At 71.8% G+C, this 15827-nt stretch carries 11 protein-coding genes and 1 pseudogene; 4 read left to right on the top strand and 8 right to left on the bottom strand.

Features of this window, described 5'->3' with window-relative positions; all coding sequences use genetic code 11:
* Positions 1-244 precede the first annotated feature (244 nt).
* The 4 genes and pseudogenes from ACIQZO_RS29545 (at position 245) to ACIQZO_RS29530 (ending at position 3689) form a co-directional block, all read left to right on the top strand.
* On the top strand, positions 245-1522 hold the full coding sequence (locus ACIQZO_RS29545) for a DUF5685 family protein (RefSeq protein ID WP_403631670.1): 1278 nt from the start codon (positions 245-247) through the stop codon (positions 1520-1522).
* Positions 1523-1600: 78 nt separating this feature from the next.
* Positions 1601-2035, top strand: a pseudogene (locus tag ACIQZO_RS29540) (DUF1684 domain-containing protein); the annotation flags it as partial.
* 180 nt (positions 2036-2215) lie between these two features.
* Positions 2216-3112: a S1 family peptidase gene (locus tag ACIQZO_RS29535; protein ID WP_403631816.1), complete on the top strand. Its 897-nt coding sequence runs from the start codon at positions 2216-2218 to the stop codon at positions 3110-3112.
* 97 nt (positions 3113-3209) lie between these two features.
* On the top strand, positions 3210-3689 hold the full coding sequence (locus ACIQZO_RS29530) for a hypothetical protein (RefSeq protein WP_403631668.1): 480 nt from the start codon (positions 3210-3212) through the stop codon (positions 3687-3689).
* Between the two features lie 37 nt (positions 3690-3726).
* Here ACIQZO_RS29530 and ACIQZO_RS29525 read toward each other — a convergent pair whose 3' ends face one another.
* The 8 genes from ACIQZO_RS29525 to ACIQZO_RS29490 form a co-directional block, all read right to left on the bottom strand.
* The gene (locus ACIQZO_RS29525; RefSeq protein ID WP_403631813.1) at positions 3727-4623 is read right to left on the bottom strand and encodes a DUF4231 domain-containing protein; all 897 of its coding nucleotides are present in this window, start codon (positions 4621-4623) and stop codon (positions 3727-3729) included.
* An 83-nt stretch (positions 4624-4706) separates the two neighbouring features.
* Positions 4707-8690 carry an FxSxx-COOH system tetratricopeptide repeat protein gene (gene fxsT, locus ACIQZO_RS29520; RefSeq protein ID WP_403631665.1) on the bottom strand — a complete coding sequence of 1328 codons (3984 nt, stop codon included), beginning with the start codon at positions 8688-8690 and terminating at the stop codon, positions 4707-4709.
* Positions 8674-10086 (bottom strand): TIR-like protein FxsC, encoded by a 1413-nt coding sequence (locus ACIQZO_RS29515; RefSeq protein ID WP_403631810.1) that lies wholly within the window; start codon positions 10084-10086, stop codon positions 8674-8676. Before ACIQZO_RS29515 ends, fxsT begins: the two co-directional genes overlap by 17 nt.
* A gap of 43 nt (positions 10087-10129) precedes the next feature.
* Positions 10130-10948, bottom strand: a complete 819-nt coding sequence (locus tag ACIQZO_RS29510) for an aminoglycoside N(3)-acetyltransferase (RefSeq protein WP_403631662.1) — start codon at positions 10946-10948, stop codon at positions 10130-10132.
* A complete protein-coding gene (gene fxsBH / locus ACIQZO_RS29505; protein WP_403631659.1) occupies positions 10945-13206 on the bottom strand; it encodes a radical SAM/SPASM protein FxsBH, inactivated beta-hydroxylase extension form in 2262 nt (753 codons plus the stop codon). Before fxsBH ends, ACIQZO_RS29510 begins: the two co-directional genes overlap by 4 nt.
* A 29-nt stretch (positions 13207-13235) precedes the next feature.
* Positions 13236-13400 (bottom strand): FxSxx-COOH cyclophane-containing RiPP peptide, encoded by a 165-nt coding sequence (gene fxsA, locus ACIQZO_RS29500; protein WP_403631656.1) that lies wholly within the window; start codon positions 13398-13400, stop codon positions 13236-13238.
* Positions 13401-13814: 414 nt separating this feature from the next.
* Positions 13815-14717, bottom strand: coding sequence for an alpha/beta fold hydrolase (locus tag ACIQZO_RS29495; protein ID WP_403631654.1), 903 nt, complete (start codon positions 14715-14717; stop codon positions 13815-13817).
* Positions 14718-15112: 395 nt separating this feature from the next.
* Positions 15113-15721, bottom strand: coding sequence for a TetR/AcrR family transcriptional regulator (locus ACIQZO_RS29490; protein ID WP_403631652.1), 609 nt, complete (start codon positions 15719-15721; stop codon positions 15113-15115).
* Positions 15722-15827 lie beyond the last annotated feature (106 nt).

Genomic DNA, 15827 nt, shown 5'->3' with positions numbered 1-15827 from the left:
CTGCCCCTATGCTCGTCCATGATGCTGACAACGCGCCAAGTGGATAGTCGCCGCGCAGGGGTTTCGTGACGGTACTGGTGCAGAACATCCGTTGCACGGTCAAGGATCCTGGTGCCTACCGCTGCTGACTGAGTGAAAATACGACCGCTGCCGCCTTACGGGTGAGCGACGCGGACGTACGGGTGAATCGCGCGGGTCGATACGATGCCCGGCAAGCACGCGTAAGACACACCGGGGGATCAGCTTGTTCGGCATCGTCAGACCTTGTACGCACCGGTTGGGAGAGCGGTTCAAGGCGGAGTGGATGGCCCATCTGTGCGGGCTCTGCCTGGCACTTCGGGGAGATCACGGACAGTTCGCCCGGATCGTTACGAACTATGACGGGCTGCTGGTCTCCGTTCTGACGGAGGCTCAGTCGGGTCCGGCGCCCGGGGCCCGGCGCACCGCGGGACCCTGCCCGCTGCGCGGCATGCGCACCGCCTCGGTCGCCCAGGGCGAGGGCGCGCGGCTCGCCGCCGCCGTCTCGCTCGTGCTCGCCTCCGCCAAGGTGCGCGACCACGTCGCCGACCGGGACGGGCTGTTGGCCCGGGCCCCCATCGCCCTGGCCGCGCGCAAGGTGGCCCGCGGCTGGGACCGGGCGGGGGCCCGCACCGGGGCCTCGCTGGGCTTCGACACCGCGGTCCTCGTCGACGCCGTGGACCGGCAGGCCGGCATCGAGACCCTGGCCGGCCCCGGCACCCCCGTGCTCGTGGTGACCGAGCCGACGGAGACCGCCACGGCCGCCGCCTTCGCGCATACCGCGCAGCTGGCCGGCCGGCCGGGCAACGCCCCCGCGCTGGCCGAGGCCGGCCGGTACTTCGGCCGGCTCGCGCACCTGCTGGACGCGGTGGAGGACCAGGGCGCCGACGCCGTCGCGGGCGCCTGGAACCCGCTCACCGCCACCGGCACCTCGCTCACCGAGGCCCGCAGGCTCTGCGACGACGCCCTGCACGGCATCCGGCTGGCGCTGCGCGAGGTCGAGTTCACGGACGCGGGGCTCGCCCACCGGCTGCTCGTGCACGAGCTGCGCACCTCGGTGGACCGGGCCTTCGGGACCGGCAGCTGCGGTCACAGCGCCACGGCCTCCGCCGCGCAGGGCGGCAACCCGTACGCGGGCGGGCCCGCGGTGGACGGCCCGTACGGAGCGAACCCGTACGGACAGAATCCGTACGGGGGCAACCCGTACGCCCCGAACGCCCCCCAGGCCCCCGGCGGACCGGGGCTGCCGCCGCCCATGGGGCCCGGTGGCGGTGGCGGCGGCGGGCTGCCGCCGCAGCGGCCGCGCCGCGGGCTGCTCGCGGGCTGTGCGGTGGCCATCGGGCTGTTCTGCACCTGCCAGATGTGCTGCACGGAGTACGAGGGCCCGTGGTCGCGGGAGCGGCGCGAGCCGCTCTGTGACGGCGAGGACTGCTGCGAGGGCTGCGACTGCTGCAGCAACTGCGGATGCGACGACTGCTGCTGCTGTCCCTGCGACGGCTGCTGACGCTCTTTCGGATTGCACAGGTCCGGACGGCGTACGCGGGGGATTCCCGTCCGGACCGGCGTGGAAGGGCTGAGCGGGATGAGCGACGACGCAGACGATCCGCGGGCCGCGTGGCGGACATGGCACGAGCGCAGGGCGGCGGCCGTGTCCGCGCCCTACGACCCCCTCGCGCTGACCGGAACCTTCTGGCTCGCCGACTACCCGGAAGGTCGAATTCCGGCCGTTCCGGGACACTGGCGCGCCACGGAGGCCGGTGTGACGCTGAACGCCCGCGCCGAGCACCGCCTCCAGGTCGCCGTCGACGCGGACGACGGCAGCCTCCGGGCCGTTTTCGGCGATGCCACCGGCGGGGGCTCCAGCTACCGCTTCCGCTTCCCGAAGCCCGGCATACCCGACGCGCGAGGCGCGATCACGGTGGATTTCAACCGTTCCCTGCTGCCTCCCTGCGCCTTCGCGGACCACTTCATCCGTCCTTTCCCGCTGCCCGGGAACACGCTGCCGTTCGCGGTCGCGGCGGGCGAGCGGAGGCTGAAAGCCGCTCTTGCGACCGGTATCCGACGACAGGACACTCCCGACAGCGCTTGTCAGGGGCACGGCCAAAGTTCATGCGCCCGCCGTGCCCCCGGCTGCGCCTCACGGGCTCTGGCACCCCCACGACCGCCGGGCCCCCGACCCTCTCCAGGAGGACGAGAAGTGAGGATCAAGCGCATGACCCGTAACAGGCTGCTCGCGGCGGCCACCGGCCTGGCCGCCGCCGCAGCGCTCGCCGTCCCCACGGCCGCGAGCGCGGACTCCAGCCGGGACGGCAAGGACACGGCATTCAGCGCCGACCGGCTCGCCTCGGCCGGCGCATCCGTCCTGCGCGCCGACGTGGCGGGCACCGCCTGGCACACCGACCCCGCCACCGGAACCCTCGTGGTCTCCGCCGACTCCACGGTCTCCGCAGCCGGTATCGCGAGAATCAAGCGCGAGGCCGGAGCCGACGCCGCAGCCCTGCGCATCGACCGCATCCCCGGCAGGCTGACCAAGCTGGTCTCCGGCGGCGACGCCATCTACGCGACGAGCTGGCGCTGTTCGCTCGGCTTCAACGTGCGCAGCGGCAGCACCTACTACGCCCTGACCGCCGGGCACTGCACCGACGGCGCGGGCACCTGGTGGAGCAACTCCGCCCGCACCACCGTCGTGGGCTCCACGGTCGGCTCCAGCTTCCCGACCAACGACTACGGCCTCATCAAGTACGCGAGCAACTCGCCGGTGCCCCCCGGGACCGTCGGCAGCCAGGACATCACCAGCGCCGTGAACGCCACGGTCAACATGTCGGTGACCAGGCGCGGGTCCACCACCGGCATCCACACCGGCCGGGTCACCGGGCTCAACGCCACCGTCAACTACGGCGGCGGCGACGTCGTCTACGGCATGATCCGCACCAACGTGTGCGCCGAACCCGGCGACAGCGGCGGCCCGCTCTACTCGGGCAGCCGGGCCGTCGGCCTCACCTCCGGCGGAAGCGGCAACTGCTCCTCGGGCGGCACGACCTTCTTCCAGCCCGTGGTCGAAGCGCTCAACGCCTACGGGGTCAGCGTCTACTGACGGTGACTCACGCGCCCCCGCCGCACCCCTGGACGTCCTCCCGCCTTCTGGGAGGATGTTCCGGGCGACGGTGTCCACGGGGGAGGCTGGTTTCTGTATGAAACGCATCGGCGTGACCGGGCACCGAGCCATTCCGGACTCGGTGCTCGGCCATGTGGAGGACGGTCTGCGGGCCGTACTGGGCGGCCACGAGGGACCGCTGGAGGCCTTCTCCAGCCTCGCCGACGGGGCGGACCAGCTGTTCGCCCTCATCGCGCTCGAATACGGCGCCGGTCTCACCGTGGTGATCCCCAGCGAGGACTACGAAAACGCCTTCGAGGACGCCGAGGCCCTCGCCCGCTACCGGGGCCTCAAGGTCCGGGCCACCCAGGAGGTCCGGATGGACTTCGACCGCTCCACGGACGAGGCCTACTACGCCGCCGGCACCTTCATCGCCGACTCCTGCGACCGGCTCGTCGCCGTCTGGGACGGGCAGCCCGCCCGCGGGCACGGCGGCACCGCCGAGATCGTCGCCTACGCGCGGGCGCTCGGCAAGCCGGTCACCGTCATCTGGCGCGAGGGCGTGACCCGGGACTGAGCCACGCCCCCTGCGGGAGGCGTTTCGGCGACCGCTCTCAACTGCTGTGCCGAGCCAGCCAGTCCGTGTGCTGCGGAGACACGTACCGCTCGGTCTCGTACACCGACGAGGGCCACTGGGACTCGGTGATCGTCGTCTGCATCACGACCATCATCGCCGCCAGATCCTGCTCGATCAGGGTGTGCGCCTCGATCAGCGGGTGGTGGCGGCGCACCTCGTTCCAGGCGATGCCGGCCGCCGCCGCCGCGCTCAGCAGCGCCGTCAGCCTCGGCCCCGGACCCGACCCGAGGGACCCCAGCAGCGCGAACAGCAGGGCCAGGCAGGTCAGCAGCACGATGGTCCACGACCACAGGTTCGTCGCCCGCCGGGACACCTCCGTCCGCCGCCGGTACCAGTTGCGCTGCTCGATCAGCCGGTCCCGTACGTACGTCTCGCGCCGCGCCTGGTAGTCCATCCCCCGCAGCCGCTGCATGGCGCCGGTGATCTCCCCGCCCTCGGGCACCGTCCCGGAGGCCCGCGGATCCTCCCAGCCCATCTTGCGCAGCTCGGCCAGACCCGCCTCCAGCCGGGTGCGGTACGTCGCCTCGGGCCCGGCGACCTCGCTGCCGAACGGCGCCCCGTGCACCGCGTACCGCCAGGCCAGGGACTTGATGAACTCCGCCGCACTGCGGTTGAGCTGCCACTGCGGGCGGGCCCGGCGCCGGGTCGCCCGCATGCCCACGCCCAGCACGCCCGCGTACGCGAGCACGCTCAGCAGCCCGAACAGGTACATCGAGTCCAGCTTCGGTCCGGCGGGCAGAGCGGCGGCCGCCGCGGCCGCGACCAGCAGCAGCAACTGCGTGCGCGTGGCCTGCGTGGATTCCCGCTGCCGGGAGATCGCCGCCTGGTCGGTGTGGTGGAAGAGGGCCGGCAGGTCCTCGTTCCGAAAGGTCATGCTGTCGGTCACAGCGCCCCCCTGCTGTCGGGTGGCGGGCGGCGGGACCCCGCGGTCGCGGAGCCCCGCCGCCCTCCGTCGGATCAGACGGCGAGAGGCTCCAGGTCGCGGTGGACCCGCCGCTCGTCGCGCGCGTAGCGGGCCAGGCTGTGGTCCTCGCCCAGCAGCCGGGTCAGCTCGGACACCGCCTCCGCCCGCAGCCGGGCCGCCTCCTCCTTGCGGCCCATCGAGTCCAGGCTGATCGCCATGTTGGAGCTGCTCGCCAGGGTCTCGGGATGGTGCGCCCCGAGCGCTTCGCGCAGCCGCATCACGGCGAGCCGCTCCAGCTCCAGGGCGCCTTCCGGATCGCCCAGATCGGCCCGCGTGTTGGCCAGGTTGAGGTGGGCGAAGACCGTGTGCGGGTGGTTGTCGCCGAGCACGTCCCGCATGCCCCGTATTGCCTGGCGCAGCATCGTCTCGGCCGTCTCGGCCGCGCCCGTGCCCCAGTGGAAGACGGCCAGGTTGTTCACCGCCGCCAGCGTGTACGGGTGCCGCTCGCCCGGCACCTTTATGTACTCGTCCACCACCTCCTGCGCCAGGTCCCGCGCCCCGCCCGGGTCCCCGGTCGCGAACAGGTCCGAGGCCAGGTTGAGCTCGCAGGACAGCAGGTCGGGATTGACGGAGGTGTACTTGGCCCGGTAGCGGGCCCGGGTGGCCGTGGTCAGCCGGAGGGCGTCCTCCAGCTGGCCGGCCCGGCGCAGCGACACGGCCAGGTTCTTCGCGGCCGACAGGGTGCCGGGGAAGGCCCGGCCCAGCGTCCGCTTGTAGGTCTCGTACGTCCGGCTCAGCAGCTGCACCGAGTCCTCGTACCGGCCCACCTCGCGCAGGTCGCGGGCCAGGTTCTGCGCGGAGGACAGGGTGTACGGGTGCTCCGGCCCGAGCACCTCCGTCCGCAGGTCGTGCACCTCCTGGTCGATCTCGCGGGCCCGGGTGTACTGGCCGACGAGCCGCAGGTTCAGCGCCAGGTTGTTCGCGGCGGCCAGGGTGCGCGGGTGCGCCTCGTGGAAGATCTGGCTGAAGCCCTCGTGCGCGTCGGTCGCCAGCTCCATCGCCTGGCCGTACTGGCCCAGCGCGCCCAGGGTGTTGGCCAGACCGCTCATGGTCATGTAGGTGTGCGGGTGCGAGGGACCGAGCACGGCGCGCTGCCGCTCCAGCGTGACCTCGTCCAGTTCCTTCGCCTCCACGAACCGCCCCTGCGAACGCAGGATGTTCGACAGGTGGAAGCGCAGGTACAGGTACTGCAGGTCGTCGTTGCCCAGCATCTCCTTCCAGGACTCCCGCAGCTCCTCGCCGAGCGAGTACGCGGCCTTGAAGTCGCCGCGCTTCCACAGGTACCGGACCCGGTCGATCAGCAGCCGGCGCGTCTCGGGCTCCTTGCAGAACCGGGCCTCGGACGGGGTCAGATGGGACCAGATGGTGTTGAACCGCGGCCAGGTCTCCGGGTTGTCGATCGGCTCGTCGTCGTCCGGCCGGGCGCCGGCCAGGATCCGGTGGACCGCGTGCCGGGCCTCCCGCTGCTCCTCCTCGGTCAGCTGGGCCCGGATCACGGCCTGCACCAGGCGGTGCACCTGGATGCTGTTGCTGACCTGGTCGACCTTGGCCAGCGCGAACCGGCCGATCTCCCGGATCACCCGGCCCAGCACCAGCTTCTCCTGGAGCGAGGAGTCGTAGGGCTTGAGGGCGTCGATCATCTCCTTGCTGTAGAGCAGGTTCGCGGAGATCGGCTCGGGTGCGAGGAAGGCGCAGAGCTGGAGCAGCCGGACCGCGGCCGGGGAACGGGACTGGAGCCGCTCGATGGAGATGTTCCAGGTGGCGGCCACCGGCTCCGGATACCCGGGCGGCTGGTTCAGGGCGAGCACACGGGCGGCCTGCTGGGCCAGCTGCTCGATGTACGCGGACACCGGCGTCGCCGTCTCCGCGATCCACGCACCCGCCTGCTCGACGGCCAGCGGCAGGTCGCCCACCGCCACCGCCACCTGCTCGGCATCGTCCTTGCTGAGCCCGGGGGCCCGGCGCTGGAGGTGCTCGATGGACTCCTCGCGCAGGAACACGTCCACCGGCAGCGCGTCACCGTACTGCGACCAGGACTGATTGCGGGAGGTCACCAGGACATGGCCCGGACCGCCCGGCGGGAAGAACCGCTTGAGCGTCTCCGGATCGTCCGCGTTGTCGAAGACCAGCAGCCAGCGGGAGGACGGAACCCCGCGCCGCAGCAGGTCGATCGCCTCCTGCGAGGCGGCCGCCATGTCCTCGCCGGTCTGCGCGCCCAGCCGGACCGCCAGCTCCGCGAGGGCCGCGACGACGTCGTCGGTCTGCTCCGAGGAGATCCACCACACCAGGTCGTAGTCGGCCATGAACCGGTGCACGTACTCCAGCGCCACCTGGGTCTTGCCCACACCGCCGAGCCCGAACAGGGTCTGCGGCTGCGGCAGCACCACGGCCACGCCCCCGCCGAGCTGGTCGCGCATCCGCTCCAGCACGATGCTGCGCCCGGTGAACCCGGGGTTGCGGGGCGGCGCGTTCCAGATCTTCGGAACCGTCCCCGGGAAGCGCGGGCCGGGCCGGGAGGCGCTGTTCACGCTGTCGGGCAGGGCCATCGGCCGCTCCACCGCCCGCAGCAGGGCGGTGGTGGCGTGCACCTCGTCGAGCCGGAAGAGGTCCACCGGATTGCGGTCGATGTACGGCGTGGAGAGCCGTACGTCACCCACCCTCAGCGGCACCAGCTGGCGCCGGCCCCCGGTCGGGTCCTCGGCAGCCGCGCGCTCCCACACGTCCACGGCCCGGGCCGACTTGAGGTAGGCCGTGGAGAGCAGCACCACGGTCCGGGCGGCGGTGTCGCTGCTGATGCCCGCGCCCCCGAGGGTGTCCCCGGCGGCCGCTCCCGGGGGCCGCTCGGCCGAGACGTCCTTGGGTACGACCCGGAAACCGGCCCGGGTGAGCACCGACTCGATCCAGTCGGCCCACATCCGGTTCTCGGCGACGTAGGACAGGAACAGGTCGGCGGGCAGTGCCGGGCGGCGCCGGGTGAAGGCGTCCCTGATCCGCAGCCGGACCTCCTCGCCGATGACCGGCATGGAGGTGATGTCGCCCCCGGTGACCACGGCGGTGAGCCGTTCGAAGGCGGAGAGCAGGGAGTTGGTGAGCCCGGCCTCGTCGCCGAAGGTGGCGAGCGTCTCCTCGTAGGCGTAGTAGGGGCGGTACGGGATCTCCACCGCGCCCCAGTAGGAGGTGAGCTCGTCCCCCACCAGCCCGTTCGGGAAGCGGTCGAACTTGATCCGGGCCAGCGCCCGGCCGGCGTCCGCCTTCTCCTTCTCGCCCTCGTCGATGCGCATCGGAACCGGGTAGATCTTGATGCCGCGGTCGTTGAACCGCTCGTCGATCTGGCGGGCGACCGACGCGGCGCCGTCGATGGACTGGTCGGACAGGGTGAAGCAGTCGACCAGGACGTCCGGGAGGTGGACCGTGCAGATGTCCGCGATGTCGGACAGGCCGGTGCGGCTGTCGATCAGGACGTAGTCGTAGTTCCGCTTCATGTCCGCGCGTAAGGCGTCGAAGAAGAGCCCGCCGCCGAGCCGGTCGTAGAAGTTGTCCCAGTCGAAGGTGGAGACGGTCGCCGAGTACTCGCGGTTCTGCCGGCCCGCCGAGACGAAGTCCAGGGTGCCGCCGTCCGGGAACTCCCAGCCGTGGGTCTCCGGGGTGAGCGAGACGGCGTGCGGCTGTATCCGCGCGTAGTCCTTGTGCCAGTCGTCCGGCCGCTGCACCGGGCTGGTCGCCGCCCACGCGTACTCGCTGATCAGATCGATGACCCCGGTGGTGGCCCCGAGCGTGGAGGGGTCCAGGAAGGGGTGGAAGAAGCGGTGCAGGCCGGGCGCCTCCAGGTCCCAGTCCACGGCGAGGACCCGCTTGCCGTTGGCGGCCAGGATCCAGGCCGTGTTGGCGAGCGCCATGGTGCGGCCCGTACCGCCCTTGTACGAATAGAAGGTGACGATGCGTCCGTCACGGCTGTCGCTGTCACTGCTCGCTGTCATCCGCGTCCCCCCGGTCGGTGTCGTTGTCGTCGTTGTCGTGGAGGCCGGCTCCCGCTGCGCCGGTCCGATGCCGGTCGGAGTCGGGCGGGAAGGGGACTCGGGGCGATGGCGGCCCGGGCGGCCCGTTCATCCCCATCGGGCCGAGCAGCCGGGGCCGTTCGATGGAGGTGTCGCCCTTCGGCGGATACGGCTGCGCGTGTCTGAGGAATTGCTGGGCGGCGGCCTCGACCACCTGCGGCAGGATCTGGCCGAGGGTCTCCACGTTGGCCACGCCGTTGGCGGCGGCCCGGCAGGCGGCCCGGCCCTGGCTCATCGTCTTCGGCATGGCGGCCTCCAGCCGGTCGGCCAGCTCGCTCTCCTTCGTCCGGCTCTGGTGGTCGTACCGGTTCCACGGCACGACCACGTTGATCCACGGCCGGGGGTCCCGGTCGAAGGCGGCCAGGCGCCGGCGCCGGTTCTCGTCCTCCACCGCCCAGCGGTCGACGATCAGGATCTCCGGCCGGGTCGGCAGCTGCTTGCCGTCGAGGTGTCCCGCGTCGTCGTCGAAGGAGGACATGCTGGTCTGGTAGTTGAGGTTCTTGACCAGGTCCTCGGCGACGTAGGCGATGGGCCGCTGGGCGACCGGGTGGTACGGGTTCCACTCCAGTGCGGTGTCCCCGTAGTACTCGGGGGTCCGGCCCTCGGGCAGTTCGTGCCGGGAGGCCGCGGCCACGGTCACGTGCAGGGTGCGGGCGGGACTGCCGCTGGAGCCGAAGGCGCTGGGAACGTTCCGGTAGTCCAGCGGGCGGATGGGTTCCAGGTGGGCGGTCTCGGCGACCTGGACGATGCGCCGGGCGAGCTCGTACACCGCCTGCTCGTACTGCTCGGCGTAGCCACGCAGTTTGATCAGCCCGTACAGGCCGTCGGTGACGTAGCGCTCCCCGAAGGTGTTGTGGTTGAACTGCAACCGCTCGGCGGGGCCGGGTAGTTGCTCCGGCGGGACCGGCACCCATAAGGCGGGCACGATGGCCTCGGCCGGTGTGTTGCGGACCGCACCGTGCTGGACGGCGCGCTGCGCGAAGGCGAACCACTCCTTCCCGCACATCTCGCTCGCGAAGTACCGCGGCGAGAACAGGGGAACGAAGACACGGCAGTTGGCGAGTGCCCGGGCGAGCCGTTCGGACCAGCCCTCGCCGCTGCGTATCTCCCGGTCCATGAACCCGACGTCGTACCCGGCACGCAGATCCGTCAGCGCCATGACATGTCCGCAGAGGTCACGGAAAAGGCGCTCGACCCACATGTCCGGGTCGGGGCCCCCGGCCCCGAACCTCGGTGTATGTGCGTAACTGAGAAAAAAGTACGGCTCCCCTGATGCGGGCACACGACCCCCGTCCCGAAGATGCGAGCGAAGAAACATCATTCCGGAGCTGCTTCGCCACATCCCCTCATCGTTCGGTCAATCAGCGTCTGTTTTCAGTCATCCACTCAAGAGCGTGATCGACGGCTTCCGGGAGGGAGAAGAGCATGGCCGACGCCCCTCCCACCCGCCCCCTGCGCACCCGGGAATCCGGGAACGCCCCGCCGATCTCCGCGAAATCGCTGTCGTCCAGCGCGACGTCCTCGTATGCGGTCCACGCCCCCTCCTGCGGGTGCCTTTGCGGCCCCGGAAAGTTCACCTTCACCACACACTCGTACATGCGCAAGGGGGGCTTCGGAATTCGGTACTCCGCGAGATGGAAAGCGGTGCAGACCGAAAACCCCACATTGATCATGAGTACCTGCCCGCCCTCCGAGCACAGTTTCCCCAGGGGTGTCTCCTCCCCCAGATGACTTTCGAGGCGGTGACCGGAACAGATCCGTTCCGCCTCCGCGCCGAGGGCGGCGAAGGAGGTCTGCGGGTGGGCGCTGCGCGCGGCGCCCGGCGCCGTGCGGACGGCCTCGGCGAGGGAGCCCATGCCCTGGCTCGGGGTGCTCGCCGGGTCGAAGGCGGGCATCCGCTCGCGGAAAGCCCGCACTCCCGCCTCGTCCAGGCCGTGGATCCGCTCCAGGTGGGCGGTGGAGGTCTTGGAGTTCGCCGGGGTGAACGCGGGCACGACCAGTGTGCCGTGCGGGCCGAGGACGCCCATCAGAGCGTCGCGCAGCAGCTCCGCGCGCAGCCCGGTGCCGCCCAGGGCGGAGTGCACCAGGAGCCGCATACCGGGGCGGACCCCGAGCAGCCGCAACCGCAGGGCGAGCTGGAGCCTGCCGGTGCCGGGCGCGGGGGCGGGGGTGGTGCTCACGCGTCGACCGTCTTCAGTTCGTAGCGCAGCTCCGCGACCAGCCGCTTGCCGGTGACGGTCAGTTCGGCCGCCTCCGACAGGCGGTCCAGGGCCTGGTGGATCCGGTCCGAGCCACCCGGCTCGGGCGCCGCCGTGGCCCGCCGGTACGCCTCCACCGCCACCCGCTCGTGCACGTCGGCCAGCAGCCGGGACACCGGGACCGGCCGCTCCCGCCACGGCGAGCGGTGCTGCCACTGCCCGTCCAGCGCGTACAGGTCGGCCACCTCGGTCAGCGCCCGCAGCCGGGTCCGCCGCCGCCCGGTCAGCAGCGCGAGCGCCGTCTCCCGCACCCCCGCCGCGTACGGCACCCCGAGCGCCCCCGGCCCGTGCCGGCCGGCCTCGCCCCAGCCGCCCGCCCGCGGGCCGCCCGCGAGCGGCGTCAGGGTGGTCAGCCCGGTGGCCGCCGCCCGGGCGAACTCCGGCACCGCCTCGTGCAGCAGCGTCCACGCCCGGTCCAGCCTGCCGCGCCACTCCTCGGCCTCGCCGGTGCCGAGGCGCAGCCTGGGCGGGCGGGCGAAGCAGTTGCGGTACGGGTCGAGGTCCTCCAGAGCCACCGGGGCCACCGGGGCCGCGTCCGGCCCGGGCGACCAGGTCCGTACGGGCTGCCAGCGGGCGTCCCCGGCCGCGGGCCCGAAGCGGTGCTCGGCGCGGCCGTCCCGTACGGCGTACCCCTCGTCGGTGACGTGCAGCGCGGCCCGGCCCTCCGTGCCGGGCTCACCGAGCCGCAGCAGGCCCAGCGTCGGCAGGTACACCTCGCCGTCCCGGTAGGCCACCTCGGCCGGCAGCTCCAGCCCGCCGCGCAGCACGGCCGCGGCGGCCAGGGCGGTCAGCCTGCGCGCCGCCTCCGGGGCGTCCCGGGTGCCGGTACGGGCGGCGTCCAGGGCGGACAGCACCCAGGTCCGGGTGAACGGGTGGTCCAGTACGGCGTCCAGCGCGTCCGCGCCCGCCGCCCCGGCCTGTTCCACGGCGCCGAGCAGCTCCCAGGCGCGCGCCCAGTCGGGGTCGGCGGCGAGGTCCGCGTGCAGCCGCGCCAGCAGGATCCGGGTCAGCTCCTCCTGGGACCGGGCGAGTTCGGCGGGGTCGGACAGCTGCGGCGCGGTCTCCCGCGGCGCCGCGCGGCCCTCGACCCCGTCCACGAGCTCGCGCAGGTCGCTGCAGTACACGGAGGGGTTGTCGAAGCCGTTGCGGTCGCGGTAGCGGTGGGTGTAGAGCCCGCCGCCGCACGAACGTACGACGGGGCACCGGCGGCACGCGTCGCTGACGCCCTCGAGGCCCAGCTGCCGGGCGCGGACCCCGGGATGGGTCGCGACCTGGTCAAACGCGTGCTCGAAGACATTGAACCCGGTGGCGGCGGCCCCCTCGAAGGCGCTCTTGAGGGAGTCCACCTGCTCCAGGGTCCCGTCGGTTTCGACGACGACGAGGTCGGTGGGCGCGAGGCCGAGCGACTCGGTGAGGCTGGGGCCGCCGCGCAGGGTGGAGCGCAGGGACTCGAAGAGCCGTACGGGTACCGGGCGTCCCAGCCGGTCCCAGTGGTCGAAGACCCGCAGGAGCCAGCGCGCATACGCGTCGGGGGCGCCGTCGGGCCGGGCCGGGGGCGTCTCCCAGGTGGCGTGCGGGAGGAGGAAGTCCACGCGCGGGGGCTCGAGTTCGACCAGCGCGTCCAGGACGGCGACGGGGTCGTTGGCCACGTCCACGGTGCAGAGCAGTCCCTGGTACAGGTGGCGGTAGGGCTCCGAGCGGAGCAGCGCGACGGCGGAGAGGACCAGCGGGTGGCTCGTGCGGCCGTCGGCGAAGCGGCGGTGGCGGTCGTTGGCGGCGCGGTCCCCGTCGAGGGAGATGCCGACCCGGACGCCGAACTCGTCGAAGAGGTCGAGGTAACGAGTGCTGAGCTGGAGCCCGTTGGTGTGGATCCGCAGGTCGAGGGCGGCGATCCCGCTGAGCGCCCGGCCGAACTCCTCGCACACGAGGCGGAGCCTGGCCGTACCCGCCAACAGGGGTTCCCCTCCATGGAGAATCACCGTGACGGAGGGGAGTGCATGGTCACGGGCATGTTCGGCGAGTCGCGACGCGGTATGCGAAATAACCTCGGGGGAGATCACTTTCGGCCGGGCCCGCCAGCTCTGATCTGCGTGTTCGTAGACATAGCAATGATCACAAGCAAGATCGCATCTGCTGTGAACTTTCAGGACGATCTCGCGAAATGGGATCAGGCCGGTCATTCCACCAGTCTAGAGCTCATACTTCGGTGTCAGAGCGCGGAGTTGAAGATCGGTGCCTGAACCGGACGAGCAGATTCGGCCGGCAGCACGCGACCGAGCGTCGTGGCCGCGGACGCGGTGTGGACGTCGATCCTGGTGAGCGGGACCCGGTGGGCCTTGACCGAGCTGGTCGCGGGGGTCGTTGAAGTGTTCACGGCACCGTCCTTGGGGAAGCCATGTGGAATGGGCATGTGAATGACAAGAGCGACATGCTGTTGTCAAGCGTGGACTTTACTCGGCCACACCCCATTCGCAACACGAGACATGACGCCTGGTCATGACTTCCCTCGAGGCGCGGTGGATTTCTCGAGGTGGCTGATTCGGTCGTTTCCCGCAAAGAAAGATCCTTTTCATCGCCGGGAGGCCGGAAGGAGCTCCGACCGGACCGGCCCGGCACCGGTTGCCGCTCGCTGACCTGGGGCGATACGGGCGTGCGTCGGGTCGGGCGGGGGTCCGGCCCGGCGGCCGCCGCAGAGGTGCGCGATCGGAGGGGCGGCCGCCGTGGTCCATGGAGACCCGAGGGGCACCCCGCGGGAGTCCGCGGGACACCCCCAGGAGAGCAACATCCCTTATGCGGGCTGCTGTTCGTTGAGGTCCGGCGCCGGGAGGTCGCGCAGCAGCCAGTTCAGTACGTCGGGCAGCGCGCGCAGAGCGGCGAAGTGCGCGGCGGCGGGGACGATATTCGTGGTGGCCCCCGGAATGCGGCGGGCCAGCCAACGGGAGTGGCCCACGGGGGAGAAGACGTCGAGCTCCCCGTGCCAGATGAGCACCGGGCAGCGGATGTCGGCCGGGTCGAAGCCCCAGGGACGGCTGAAGGCGAGGACGTCGTCGATCCATCCGTACGCCGAATGGCGCAGCCCCTCGCGGTAGTTCCGCAGGAGCATCGACCGCAGGCCGGCGTCCGAGACGATCATGCGGTCGTTGTCGGTCAGTTCCCGGCGCAGCTCGTCGAGCAGCCGGCCGGGGTCCTTGCGGATGCCGGCGGCGCGCGGGATCAGGCGGGCCGCCAGTTCCTCGGGGTCGTCGGTGGCGGTGGTGTACTCCCGTACGTTCGACGCGGCCATTCCGGCGAACCAGTCCAGGTCCTCCGCGTCCCGGGGGGCGAGGCCGACCATCGCCGCGGTCCGGGTGACCCGGTCGGGGAGGAGGGCGGCGCAGGCCAGTGCGCCGGCGGCGCCGCCGGAGCGGCCGGCGACCGCGAACGTGTCGATGCCGAGGGCGTCGGCGATGGCGGCCACGTCCTGGGCCACGTCGGCGACGGTGCGGCCCGGGTGGCGGTCGGAGCCGCCGTAGCCGGGTCTGTCATAGGCGATGAGCTGCATTCGGCGTTGGTAGAGGACCATGCCCCGGGGGGCCGGGCCGAGGCGGCTGCCGGGCATGCCGTGCAGCAGAAAGACGGGTTTACCGTCCGGATCGCCCCAGCGCTCCACAGTCAGAGCGCGCCCGTCCGCTGTGCGCACCTGATTGCGCACGCGCTCCCTCCTTCACGGTCGATGGGAGTCGTCACCGCGATTGTGCTCGCTGGGGGAGGAGTGCGGTAGGGCGCACTTCCGGCGGAATTCTCGTGAAAGCGTTCACGAGAATGAGAAGCGCCTGGATGTGCCTGCATATGCCCTGGTCAAGGGGGCGCATAAGGGGGCGTGAGCGAGCCCGGACGGCCCTTCGCGTCGCCTCGAAAGGGATTTCGGTGCGACTGCTTCCGTTTTTGGGCGGCGAATTGGGGCCGAGGTTCGAGCCGTAGGGAAAAGGCCGGTCGGTGGTTCGGGCCGGGTTCGATCCGGTTCGGTCCGTTCGGGCCGGTGGGAAAGGGAGGATTTCTGCCGTTCGGGCGACTCGGGCGGCTCGGGCGGCTCGGGTGTCGGGCCTGTTACGGCTCGGCGCGGGGGATCAGCAGGGCCGCCGCCGACCGGGCCTGCTCCAGGGCCCGGGCGCGGTCCGCGCCGCGCTGGCCCAGGACGACCCGGGTACTCAGGCCGTCGAGCAGGGCGAGCAGCTCCGAAGCCCTGGCGGGCACGTCCATCGGCGCGAAGCGGCCCTGGTCGACGCCCTTGGCCAGCAGCGCCTCCAGGTCCCGCTGCCAGCTGTCGTCGATCTCCTCCTGGGCGGCCTTCAGCGGCTGGTTGGAGGCGGTACGGGCCCACAGCTCGATCCACAGCGTCCAGCGCGGGTCCCGGGGGCCCTGGGGGAGGTACAGCTCCAGGAACTGGTCCAGCTTGCGCGCCGCGGTCACCCTGCGGCCCAGCAGCGCCCGGCGCTCCCCGGTGAGCTGCTCCTCGCTCCAGCGCAGGGCCTCCAGCAGGAGCCGGTCCTTGCTGCCGAAGTAGTACAGGATGTGGCCGCCGCTGGTGCCGAGCCGTTCGGCCAGCGCGGACATGGTGAGCGCGGCCAGTCCGTCCTCGGCGATGGCCGCCATGGCCTCTTCCAGCATCCGCTCCTGGGCGATCTGCCCGTCGCGCCGCCGTGCTGCTCCCGCCACCGCTTCCGCCCTCCGGATCTTCGTGGGCCGACCTTATCCCGGACAGGGTCTTGACGGGGTCGAGGTCCACCCTTCATCTTGAATGCCATTCAAGAAGTTAGAACGC

It is taken from the genome of Streptomyces sp. NPDC097617 (assembly GCF_044761485.1).
In the GTDB taxonomy this organism is placed as follows: domain Bacteria; phylum Actinomycetota; class Actinomycetes; order Streptomycetales; family Streptomycetaceae; genus Streptomyces.
The sequence above is the reverse complement of the archived record's forward strand: the minus strand, read 5'-3'. Positions and strand labels throughout refer to the sequence as shown.